The organism is Enterococcus hirae ATCC 9790 (assembly GCF_000271405.2).
GTDB lineage: Bacteria > Bacillota > Bacilli > Lactobacillales > Enterococcaceae > Enterococcus_B > Enterococcus_B hirae.
Map to the genome: position 1 here is coordinate 968,081 of NC_018081.1, position 12,157 is coordinate 980,237.

Sequence of the window (12,157 nt, forward strand, 5' to 3'; positions counted from 1 at the left end):
ATAACGAATTTTAAAATTTTTTAGAGTAACTATTCTTCTCAGCTAGTCTGCTTTTTGATAAGGACCTCTTACATATATTGACTAAATTAGTCAATTATAAAATTTGAGAGAGGGAGTTTCTAAAATTTCTCAACTTAGAAATAACTGGCAAACATCGGTTGAAAAATTACCATATACTAAAAGTAGTAACAAATAATAAATAACTCAAAAAAGGGGAAATGTTTAAATGAAAGATGCAGCTTTATTAGAAAAAGTTTTTAGTTTAGTATCAAACTTCACTTTAGTAGGTGGAGGTCTTTGGCTAATTTGGGGAACGGTCATTTTAGCTGGTGCATTAAAAGATAAAAATGGTCCGCAATTACAGCAAGGAATTTGGCAAATTGTCGGTGGTGGATTGATTTTAGTTGCTGCAGGCTGGTTCGCAACTCAATTTGATTTCTCTTCACTTTTACAATAATACACTGAAAGCAGGATTTAATTTATGACATCAGCGATAATGTGGCTCTTTAATCAAATCATGTTTTATTTGAATGGAGATGATTTAAAATACACTCTGAGTAAGAATCTATCAGGATACATGTATGATGCATATAAATTAGTAGTAGATTTACAGGAACTAGTTGTTATTCCGCTTTCATTGTCTATTTTAGCCATCTTTATTCTTTTGGAATTTCAAAAAATTTCACTTAAGGTTGAGGGAGCTGGAGGAGCACCAATGCTTGGGTTTGAAATGATCATCAAATCATTTATTAAATTTGCGATTTGTTATGTGGTTATTTTAAAAATCCAAGTTTTGTTAGACGGAATCATAGTGATTACTTCTAATTTAACGTATAAAATTTTACAAGTAGGTGACGAAAAAACTGTAGCGAATGTAGCAGCAAGAGTAGAACAGGCGGTAAATGATCTAGACTTCTGGTCACAAATCGCTGTGCTATTAATTATGTTCATTCTATTTTTAGTGTCACTTGTTGTACGGACGTTGATTCAGGTAACGATTTATTTACGATTTATGGAGCTTTATATTTTTAGCGCGATGGCACCAATTCCGATGGGGGCTCTACCAAGCCAAGAATTTTCTGCTATGACCAAAGGCTTCTTTAAAAATTTTGCCGCCACGGGGTTGCAGTCAACCTTTATCGCCCTGGTTTTAGTTACATATCCAATGCTATTCATGAGAATAATGGAAGACGTTGGCACCCATATGTTTGGGATTATTTTAGGATTAACGATCTATATGATTGGAATCTTACTAGCTATCAATAAAACTAAAGGATGGGCCAAAACACTAATATCTGCATCATAAGGAGGGGAGATATGGCAATAGAAGTAAAAGTTCCAAAAGATATCAAAGAATACAAAGAAAAAGTAATAGCAGGAATGAATCTAAAACAATTATTGTGTCTTTGTATTGCTGGCGGGGTAAATGTCGCGATCGCACTGATATTCATTGCATGGTTAAAAATGCCAATCGAAATCATCAGTTGGTTGATGATCATTGCCTCTATTCCAATCGTGTCTTTTGGATGGTTCAAACGAAATGGCTTATCATTTGAAGTTTATGTTAAGCAATTTTTTAAATACCATATTTCGACAGGAACTAGAAAAAAGAAACGAAAAAAGAATGATGGTCAGCAAGACATGTCAGAAAGTAAAGAATTAGGCGGACAAGAACGATGATGAAATTAAAGTCAAAAATAAAGAATAATCATAAAAATTTAAAGAAGACTTCTAAAAATATAAAGAAACAACAGAAAAAAAATCCACAAGATGTGGATTTTTTGCGCGATACTTTTTACTTTAAATCAATTTTTCCCAGCGGTGTTTGTCAACTGGATGATAATACGTACTCCATCACAGTCGAATTAGAAGATATCAACTATCAGCTTTCATCAGAAGAGAATCAGATTGAGATTTTCTCGCAATATTGTGATTTCCTTAATTCTTTAAGTAGTAAAACCCAGCTACAGTTAACTGTCTACAAAAAGAAACGACCGTTGAGTGAATTGCAATCAATTCTCTACTACCAAGAAAAGAATGATTTTTTAGATCCTTATCGCGTAGAAATGAATGATGTTATTTCCAGAAAACTGGATGAAGAAAAAAATGGCTATAAGAAACGGATTTTGTTTACCTTCATCCAGCAACATCAAACAGAAAAACTTGCTCATAAAGAGCTGGAAATGGTTGTAGATCGCTTTGCAATGTTTGCGAGTCGATTAGGTAGTAGGATCAACCGTCTTGAGAAAAAACAGATGTTGACAATTTTGTCTGATATCTTATTAACAAAAAGTGATAAGGAAGAACCAGAGATTGAGGATATCCTACCAGAAGTGATTGAACTGAAACAAAATAAAAACTACTTGAAAATGGATGATCATTATGCCAAAACCGTTTATTTGCAAGAATATCCATCGGAACTAGCAGATACTTTTATTTTTGAACTGTTAGAAATCCCTCAAGAGTTGGTGATTACATTACATATCAAGCCACTTGAGCAAGATGAAGCATTTGACTTAGTGAAGACCAAATTAGCTTTTATGGAACAACAAAAAGTGGATGAACAGAAAAAAGCCCTACAAAACGGCTACGATTTTGAAATGCTTTCCTATGATTTGACTTATTCGCTAACAGAAGCGAAAAATTTAGTTGATGATTTACAGAATAAGGGTCAAAAGCTTTATTCAATGACTGGAAGTATCCATTTCCATGCCCCAACAGTTGAAAAATTAACAGAAGTACATGACGAGGTATCTTCTATTGGTCGACAATTTGGATTTAAGATCATCGAGTTAGAATTTATGCAAGAGGCTGGGCTGAACGCAACCTTACCTTTAGGAAATAATATATTGCCATTGGATCGAACACTAACGACTGCCAGCACTGCGATATTTGTGCCGTTTACTATTTCAGATCTAATTCAAGAAAATGGGAAATATTATGGCGTAAATGCTATTTCAAAGAATATTTTATCTCTTGACCGGAAATTATTAAAAGCACCCAATGGATTTGTTCTAGGAACTCCTGGTTCTGGTAAAAGTTTCTCGGTGAAGCGTGAGATCGTAAATGTACTATTGCGTGATGCCGAAGATGAAGTCATCATTATTGATCCTGAACGTGAGTATTCCGTTATCGGTAAAAATTTTAATGGTGAGATTATCAAGATCGCTAGTGATTCCGCTACCACGATCAATCCAATGGATATCAACGAAAATTATGGAGATGATAGTGACCCGGTTGTTTTAAAGTCGGAGTTTTTGATTTCATTGTTCGACTTGATCATTGGCGGTGCATTGGGGCTAACCTCTACCCAGAAAACGTTGATCGACCGTGTATGTCGTCGAACGTATGAAACGGTTAGCGATCGGATGCCAACTTTTGTAGATTTCTACCACATCTTACAAGAGCAAGAGGAAGAAGAAGCGCACCAATTGAGGACGGACTTGGAAATTTATATCGAAGGAAGTTTGTCAGTATTCTCCTCTGAAACAAATGTCGATATTACCAAACGGCTCGTTGTTTATGATATCAAAGATTTAGGGAAACAGCTCAAAACAATGGGGATGTTGATCGTGTTGGACCAAGTCTGGAATCGGATCACTACCAACCGGGAAAGAGGCGTTCGGACCTGGTTGTATATCGACGAAATGCAATTACTGTTTACAAATGAGTATTCTGAAAATTATTTCTTTGAATTATGGAGTCGTGCCAGAAAGTGGGGGGCAATTCCAACTGGGATTACACAGAATGTGGAGACACTTTTACTTTCGGACCTTGCGCGGCGGATGCTTTCAAATAGTGATTTCGTCATGATGCTCAATCAAGCAAAATCTGACCGTTCACAATTAGTCCGGTTATTTGATATCTCAGAAGAACAAGAAAAATTTGTTGTGAATTCACCAGAAGGTTATGGACTGATGGTATTTGGCGATACAACTTTACCTTTTTATGATCATTTTCCGAAAGATACGCAGTTGTATAAGATGATGTCAACCAAACCTGGTGAAGACTAAAACGAAAATGGAATCAGAAAGGATACGTCACAGTGCCCGATTTGAATGAACCCAATAACGAACAGCAGGAATCACAAAATAGTATTATCAGCACAGGATTAGAAAAAACCAAAGGTCTCATCAAAGACCAAAAAAAAGTTCAGAACTAACAAAAGCGATTCTTAAAAACAATCAGACAATTAAAGTAACGATAATTGTCCATAGAAATGATAAACTACCAATCATTAAAAAAAAATCTCGTTTAAAAAGAGTCATTAAACAAGGGAAACAAAAGATTAAACTGACTAAGAAACAAATTTCAAAAATAAAACGAGACGTTGAAGAATTTGGTAATAAAACCGTCGTATTAGCTAAAAATAGGTTCCGTAAAGTTTTAGGCCTAAAACGCAAAAATGATCAAAAAAAAGTGCGACAGGAATTACGATCTGATTCAAAAAGTCAGAATAACATCCAGGGAACAAAACAGTCGACAGATCAACCAAAAGTGAATGTGCAAAAGAAACAGCTAAAAAAAGAACAGTTAAAAAAAGTAGCAGAAGAAACAAAAAAAGGCAATTTGGTTGCTCGTTCTTCTAAGGATAGTACCCCTTACAGCTACACTGCTTACAAAGATCAAAAAGGATTTGCACCTCAAGATTCAGTGAAATCCACCAAAAAAAATGGTACAATATTTTTGGTAAGGGTAAAAAGACGAAAGTTGTCTATGTAAATCCTACAAAAGGCGTCGGCAAAAAGGGTGGGTTCTTCAAGAAATTTCTAGGTAAAAAAAAATCAGCGTCAAAATTTTTAGATATGGCTCAAAAGCTGTCACCAAAAGGGCAAGCAAAAGAAGCGGCTATGAAAATGCTTGGTGGGCGAGATGAAAAGGGAGATTTAACGATTATCGGGATCCTCATTACGCTGATTTTTTTAGTAATTACAATCAAGGCGCTATTGATCATCGCGATAGTTATCGTTATACTGGCGATCATTCTCGTGGTAATCTCGGTTGTTTTAGCGATTTGGACTTTTATTGTTGCCTTGTTCACATTGAAAACAGAAGATATGGCGATCGCTGAAGCATTTGAGTATATTTCCTATTTGGATGCCTCTAAAAATAGAGATGTTTATAATCGTTACAATCAATTAGTTGAAGAACATGATGAAGTTTATTTTGAAGTGAATGGAATGGTTGCCGATCCGGAACAATTTTCGTTTGCTTCAAATGGGGATAACTATATCTATTACTTAAATGCCAAATATGAAAATTATAATATTAAAAATAGTGCGCTTCCTAATTATCTGAAACGACTAAAAGACCAAACATCCATGAGTCCTCCATTATATATGTCTTTTTATGCCCAGTTTAAAGATAAGTATTCACCAATGGAGGAAGAGCCAGTTAAGATTGCAAAAGTAGAAGATGAACTTCGCGCAATCCATGATGGCACTTTTACATACAAAGTCGAATTTGAAGAAGATAAAGATACAGAAGAAAAAGTTAAAGACAAAGACAAAGAAGAAGAAGACAAAGAAGAAAAAGACAAAGACAGCGTCACGCTGAATGTCAAAGTACAAACGATTGCTGAATTTCTTGATTTAGATCCTCAAATCGAACTCTATTCAAACAATAAAGTGATAGGAACGATCTCAGCATTCTCACAAGATGAAATCGATAAATATTATCCTGTGTTAGAAATCGATCGTTTTCAGGATAAGATTTTTATGGATAATCCTTTAGGGAAAGTTTCGTATGCTTCTGTTATTGGTAATTATGGTTATCGCGGTCGGGACGATGCCAATATGAATGATGAAATAATCATTGATGCGAAACCACAAACGCCTGTCTATGCCACATCAAACGAGAAGGTAACAGAGATCAGTACGCGTACGGCTCGAGATCTAAATGGGAAAAAGCAAACGACAACAAGTATCAAAACGGAAACAGGGAAATACCAAGCTTATTATATTAATGTGACGCCGATCATACGTGAAGGAGCTTCTTTAGAAAGCGGAGATTTGATTGGTTACACAAGTGACAAATTTGACGGTAATTTATTGATGATCATGAAAGAAAAACGAATCTTCCTCTACCGCAATCCAGAAATCAATCCGACAATTTTTATTGAAAATTTGGTTTATGGAAATCGTACGAAATTAAGTCAGTATGATCGAGAACAATCGCAAGGTGAGCTTATTTATCCACCTGAAAAAGTGGTTCAATGGCGAGAAAAAGTAGTAACAGAAGCAAAAAAACAGAACATTGAATCATTTACCAATGTCATACTATCTATAATCTGGGTAGAAAGTGGTGGGGATGGTGAAACCGTTCCGGATATTATGGGAATTGCTAAAGCACAAAATTTGAATCAAACGATCAACCCAGAAAAGTCAATTGAATTAGGTGTAGCTTATTTTGCAAATTTAATAAGAAAAGCACAAATGTATCAATTAGGTAACTTAGCAGCGATCCAAGCTTACAATTATGGGGAAGACTATTTGGACGAGTTGATCCGTACAGATAGTAAATATACATTTGAGCATAGCAAAGCTTATGCGCAAGAAAGAAGTAATGGGGAAGTTGTTTCTTATAATAAGGGCGTGGCTTTAGATCTTGGCTATAACTGGCGTTACGCATTTGGTGATATGTTCTATGCACGCTTAATTTCTTACAACCTCTCAAACTCTACTGGCAAGTTGGTAGAGGTGGCAACTAAAGAAATCGGTACGTTAAATGGCAATAAATATTGGGAGTGGGCTGGCTATGAGAGCCGAATGGAGTGGTCTGCGATCTTTGTTACTTGGGTAGCAGAACAAGCAGGATATCTCAGTCAAGGTCGTGTACCGAATACTGTAAGACCGTTAGATATGTTCAATTGGTACAAAAAGAATAATAAATTCAAAGCCACTGATATAGGCTATATCCCGCAACCAGGGGATTTGATTTTCTTTGATTGGAAAGGTAATAAAACGGGGAAAGACCAAGTGGGGATCGTCGAATTTACAGGTGGAAATACGATTCAAGTAATTGAAGGTAATTCAGAAAATATGGTTCGAAGAAGAACCTATACACTCGATCATTCAGCAATCTCTGGATATGGGGTGCCTTAATCTTTCGACTAGCTAGTTAATGATTCATTAGTCAATTCGTGAAAAGTAAAGGTGGTGAGTAATTCCTAAAAATAACGAAAAGCTTTATTTTTAGGAAAAAATATGATCAAAAATTTTTTAGAAACCAAAACAGGTAGAAATTTTTTAATAGGGGTAACAGTTTTTTTCGTTGTGGTCTTGGGTTTGACAAGCTATTCATTGTTCTCAAACACAGCCAATCGGGAAGAGACGACTAAAAAAGGTCAGACAGAAGAAACAGCGGAAAGTAAGGAACGATTAGGAGAATACAGTGCCACTACTTATAGTGGTAAATGGTACTCCAATCGAAGTGACGAAATGGTACTAGAATTAAAAACCGACGGGACCTATCGTGCTTCTTCTTGGCTAGCAGCTGGTAAATATTACTTAGTCGATAACGGGTATTTAGTGCTAGAAGATAAAGAAGGAACCATGAAAAAACTCAAATTACAATCACGTATGGGAAGTACAATCTTTTATTTAAAAGAAGATAAAGAAGAAATCTACTTCTATCCAAATGAAGAAGTTAAAGTCAAAATGGAAGAAGAAATCACCGAACAAGCAGAAGCAGCACAACAAGTGATTTCACAAGCTTGGTTAGACGTCTTACAACAAGGCGCATGGGAAAATACGAATACCGATCGAACATTTACATTAGAATTTAAAGACGGTAAGTTAATCCAGAAAAAAATCGAAGAAGACAAAACGGTTAATGAGCTCACTTATGATTATCGTGTTGTCACCGTCAACCCAGATCAAGACGGTGCAGTATTTGTCATCACGAAAATCGACGATAACGGTAGAAAAGAAGAAGTTTCTTTCTCTATTGGAGAAAAAGGCTCGAAATATGCCCTAAGAGGCGACCCTGGTTCATTTAATTGGATTACGATATACGAGAAAGAATACGAAGCGGTATCTCCCACTCAAGATGGGACCACACGTGAAGAAGCAACGAAAAAGAATGTCTGATTCAGATGAAAAATAAGAAGGAGGTGAAAATATATGATGGAACCGGGAACGGAAAGAGAACTAGATTATACCGAAAGACTCTTTAAAAAGATGCCAGGATGGGCTGTTACTGCGACACTTTTTATTGGAAGAATGCTAATACGCGTAGGTCGAGCTGGGAAAAAATTATGGAATAAACGGAAAGAGAATCAACAACGAGCTTTTCTTACTCAACTATGTGAAGGAAAAAACGGTAGTGAAATAGAAAAAATAATAAAAGCAGATCCTAAACTAGCTAAATTAATCGAACCGAAAAAGAGAGGGTTGATTGGGCGAATAATTGATAAAGTGAGAGGTATTACGCCAGAAGCTAGGCAAAGAGAATTGCTCCAACAACCACTAAAAAAATTTAATAAGTTAGCATTAGAAGACCTCATAACTAGAGATGATACTAAGGTAATTGAAGATCGAGTCAATAGTCATATCAAATTCAAGAGTTCGATTGATCCAGTTGCAAGAGCAGAGTATAAAACTCATTTAATAGATGCAAAGATACAGGCTCAAAATGCTAAAAAGGGAGTGAGCGCACTTGACGTCGGTAATACCATGTCTCGTAAAGGAGAACTAAGTAAGCTTACTGATCTTACGAAACATGCAATACCACAGGCTAAAAGACTAACTGCACAAAACCAACGAATAATCGGCGGCAATACACTAACGAAAGGTTTACAGGGACAGCTTTTGCAAGCACCTGTAAGGTAAAAGATTAGCATTCTAAGATAACTTAAAATTAACCCATGAAGTCACAGCTTTTCATTGACTTCATGGGTCTTATTTTTATTTGAAAAATCAATGGATCTCTAAACATAAGACAACAGAATACTGCAAAGTAAGCCCAATGCATAACTACTGTTGAACAAGATCATATTTTTGATGGCATAGCTAAAACTGATGGGGTGAGGCAAGGATTGTTTGAATTGTTGCAAGTTACGATAGATCGTTGGTAATGTGAGAAAAGTCAACAAGATTGGCCACTGGTAGACATGGCTCAATAGTCCAATCAAGACGACCAGATAACAAGCATACATCAATAACTGGAACAACAATTGTCCAATGGGACGCCCAATATAAAAAACTAAAGTATAGCGATGATTTTCGATATCTCTTTCTAAGTCCCGTAGGTTATTAGCTAACATGATATTGGCAATCGTAAAAACCAAGGGGAGTGAAGCTAGGATGATCGTTAGGATACTCCAAATGTTTCCTTCTAAACGGAAGGTTCCTGTCTGAAAAGAAAGAATCAGATCAAATACTTTCGTACTGTAAGTATTGATGTAAATGACCATGGCAAAAATTCCCAACCCCATTGTTACACCGCTGAAAATTTCCCCTAAAGGCATTCGTGATAAGGGAATGGGCCCAAAGGTATAAAAAATGCCAATGAAGCAACAAGTAGCGCCCATCAATAATAATAAAATCCCAGTTCTAGCGGTTAGGATTACACCAATCAGTAAGACAAAGAAAATCATTCCTAGGATCATTTTTTGGATCAGTTTTGGTGAGATGCCAGTTCGTCCAATTACGTTTTCTTGGTATTTATAAGTTTTCGAATGGGCTTTTTGGTAGTCCATATAGTTGTTGATTGCTGTAGTTGCTAAATCAAAAACCAACATACCAATAAAAAACAACCCTGTATTAAGCCAATGTATTTCATGAAAAAAAGCGATAGAGAATAAAACCCCTATCGCAAAAGGAAATACACTAGCCACCTTTGTTCGTAGTTCTACTACTTCTAAAAAGATCTTTAGTGTCATAGTTCATACTCCTTATTTCAATTCAGAACGATTGCCCATCGTATATTTAGAATCTTTGTCCAAAACGAAAGTATCTTTGATCGGATCGGTCACGTATACTTTGTTTTCTTTGGTAACAAAAATGGCTTCCGTTCCATCATTCAGTTCACTTTCGACGTATTCCAATCCTTTTTTCACACCCATTGAAAAGACAGCTGTCGACAAGCCATCACCATCAATTGATTTATCTGTGATGATTGTAACACTAGCAATATCATTATCAAAAGGATAACCAGTATCTGGATCAAATAGATGATGATATTTTTTACCATCTACTTCTAAATAACGCTCATAGATGCCAGAAGTCACTAATGTTTTGTTCCGTTCTTTGATCGTCCCTAAAACAGAACCACGTGCTAGATTCGGATCTTGGATACCAACTGTCCAGTCTTGATCTTCACCACGTGGGCTATGACCTAAAACATAGACATTTCCACCTAAGTCAACGATAGCAGTCGTTACACCTTGCTGTTTTAACACTTTGACAACTTCATCTGTGATATAGCCTTTAGCAATGGCTCCAAGATCGATGATCATGCCTTTTTCTTTCAGATAAACAGTTTTGTCTTTATCGTTCAGCTCAATTTTATGGTAATCAACCAGCTTTAATGCTTGATCGATTTCTTCTTGGGCCGGTTTTCTCGCATCGTCAAACCCAATACGCCATAATTGAGTAACAGCACCGATTGCCATGTCAAAACCACCTTGTGAATCTTGACTATATTCATAAGCACGTTTTAGTAACGTGTAGATATCATCAGAAACCTTTACTGGCTTGATACCCGCTTGTTGGTTCACTGCGTCGATTTCGGAACCCTCCTGATTGATCGTGATTTTATCACCTAGTTCTTTGACCCGAGCAAAGGCAGGTTTTAATGCTGCTTCTTTGCCTTCATCATAGATTCGAATCCGAACATAAGTCCCTAATAAGAACTGTTCATCAGAATAAGGTTCTTGTAAAATTTTGGTGGTCGTTTTGCTCTCAGAGGTCGTTTGTTTCGTCGCTGTGCTGCAAGCTGCTAACGTGAACAAACTTAAAAAGGCTACGAAAGAGAGTAATCGTTTCTTTAACATGTGTTTCCTCATTTCATTAGTGGAAGGGACGGTTGCTGAGAAATCAAAAAGTGTACTTTGAGAAATAAGCCGAAACATCACAAAAATTTTTCAAAGAAAAATTTTGGACATCTCGGCTTGGATCTCAAAGAAACAACTTGTGCAATCGTCTCTTCCACGGATAATTATAGAAAATTTATTTTGTTACGATATTGTCAACTTGAATTGTTTGAGTGTCGCCTTTTTCAGCAGCATTCACTAATTGTTGTGCATACATTACAAATGAATGTGAGCTGTGAGTCGCACCAGTAACAACTTCAACATCTGCAGGTGAGCCATCTTCTTCGCCCATTGCTTTGACAAGTTCATCGTTCAATTCAGGGATGTAAGTCTCTGGAGACGTACCACTTTTTGCTTTCATATTTTTGTTGTAGTCAGCATCGTCTTGTTTTGAGTTGCCGTCTTTGTCGACATAGTCAAATTTAGATTCAGATACTTTACCATCAGCGACTGTCATTTCAAATTGTACACGGTAACCATTAGAATAGTTTTTCTCTTCTAATTTGTATGTGCCATCTTGAAGATCTGCACCGTTATTGATTTCAATTGTATCAGTATTACCAGCTTGAGCAGCTTGGATCAATTGTTGTGCATAGTTTTGGAAGCTTTCTGAAGAATGAGTTGCACCAGTAACAACTTCAACTCCACTTGCGCTTTGTGCTTCGACTAATTGTTCATTCAATTGTGGAATGAATTTTTCTGGGCTAGTACCAGCTTTTGCTTCCATGTTTTTGTTGTATTCTGTATCTTTGGTTTTAGACTCGCCATTTTCGTTGATGTTGTCATATTTAGATTCAGTGATTTTGCCGTCTTTGACAACCATTTCGAAGACTGCACGATAACCGTTAGAGTAATTTTTTTCTTCTAATTTATAAGTACCATCTTGTAACTCGCCGCCAGCAACGATTTGTGCTGAGCTTTCAGTTGTTTTTGTTTCTGATGTCTTAGCAGTTGAAGCTTCTGTTGAGCTGTTAGAGCTTCCGTTATCATCCGCACCACAAGCACCTAACATTAAAGCTGAAAAAGCTAATACAGCAAATCCAGTAATAAAACGTTTTTTCTTCATTTTACTCCCACCGTTTCCTTTTTTAGTACACAATATTCTTTGTGATTCATTATACA

The 12,157-nt window shown here is 36.3% G+C and carries 11 protein-coding genes; 8 read left to right on the forward strand and 3 right to left on the reverse strand.

Going from position 1 to position 12,157, the window contains the following annotated elements:
• The first annotated feature begins 226 nt into the window (after positions 1 to 226).
• The 8 genes from EHR_RS04690 to EHR_RS04725 all read left to right on the forward strand — a co-directional run bounded on the left by EHR_RS04690 (position 227) and on the right by EHR_RS04725 (position 8,831).
• Entirely contained in the window at positions 227 to 457 is a 231-nt protein-coding gene (locus EHR_RS04690; RefSeq protein WP_010720705.1) for a hypothetical protein, read from the forward strand.
• 24 nt (positions 458 to 481) lie between these two features.
• A complete protein-coding gene (locus tag EHR_RS04695; protein ID WP_010737215.1) occupies positions 482 to 1,306 on the forward strand; it encodes a VirB6/TrbL-like conjugal transfer protein, CD1112 family in 825 nt (274 codons plus the stop codon).
• A gap of 11 nt (positions 1,307 to 1,317) precedes the next feature.
• The gene (locus EHR_RS04700; RefSeq protein ID WP_010737216.1) at positions 1,318 to 1,680 is read left to right on the forward strand and encodes a PrgI family protein; all 363 of its coding nucleotides are present in this window, start codon (positions 1,318 to 1,320) and stop codon (positions 1,678 to 1,680) included.
• Positions 1,677 to 4,013, forward strand: a complete 2,337-nt coding sequence (locus tag EHR_RS04705; protein WP_010737217.1) for a VirB4-like conjugal transfer ATPase, CD1110 family — start codon at positions 1,677 to 1,679, stop codon at positions 4,011 to 4,013. Before EHR_RS04700 ends, EHR_RS04705 begins: the two co-directional genes overlap by 4 nt.
• Before the next feature lie 490 nt (positions 4,014 to 4,503).
• Complete coding sequence (locus EHR_RS04710; protein ID WP_148282898.1) at positions 4,504 to 4,722, forward strand: hypothetical protein; 219 nt, start codon at positions 4,504 to 4,506, stop codon at positions 4,720 to 4,722.
• An 83-nt stretch (positions 4,723 to 4,805) separates the two neighbouring features.
• Positions 4,806 to 7,103 carry a lysozyme family protein gene (locus EHR_RS04715; RefSeq protein ID WP_014834390.1) on the forward strand — a complete coding sequence of 766 codons (2,298 nt, stop codon included), beginning with the start codon at positions 4,806 to 4,808 and terminating at the stop codon, positions 7,101 to 7,103.
• A gap of 102 nt (positions 7,104 to 7,205) precedes the next feature.
• Positions 7,206 to 8,090: a hypothetical protein gene (locus EHR_RS04720; protein WP_010737219.1), complete on the forward strand. Its 885-nt coding sequence runs from the start codon at positions 7,206 to 7,208 to the stop codon at positions 8,088 to 8,090.
• 33 nt (positions 8,091 to 8,123) lie between these two features.
• Positions 8,124 to 8,831: a hypothetical protein gene (locus EHR_RS04725; RefSeq protein WP_010737220.1), complete on the forward strand. Its 708-nt coding sequence runs from the start codon at positions 8,124 to 8,126 to the stop codon at positions 8,829 to 8,831.
• Between the two features lie 98 nt (positions 8,832 to 8,929).
• On the opposite strand, the gene menA is transcribed toward EHR_RS04725, so the two are convergent.
• The 3 genes from menA to pplA all read right to left on the reverse strand — a co-directional run bounded on the left by menA (position 8,930) and on the right by pplA (position 12,101).
• Complete coding sequence (gene menA / locus EHR_RS04730) at positions 8,930 to 9,883, reverse strand: 1,4-dihydroxy-2-naphthoate polyprenyltransferase (RefSeq protein WP_010737221.1); 954 nt, start codon at positions 9,881 to 9,883, stop codon at positions 8,930 to 8,932.
• A 12-nt stretch (positions 9,884 to 9,895) separates the two neighbouring features.
• Complete coding sequence (locus tag EHR_RS04735) at positions 9,896 to 10,996, reverse strand: FAD:protein FMN transferase (RefSeq protein WP_010737222.1); 1,101 nt, start codon at positions 10,994 to 10,996, stop codon at positions 9,896 to 9,898.
• 175 nt (positions 10,997 to 11,171) lie between these two features.
• Entirely contained in the window at positions 11,172 to 12,101 is a 930-nt protein-coding gene (pplA, locus tag EHR_RS04740; RefSeq protein ID WP_010720695.1) for an extracellular electron transfer flavoprotein PplA, read from the reverse strand.
• Between the last annotated feature and the right edge of the window lie 56 nt (positions 12,102 to 12,157).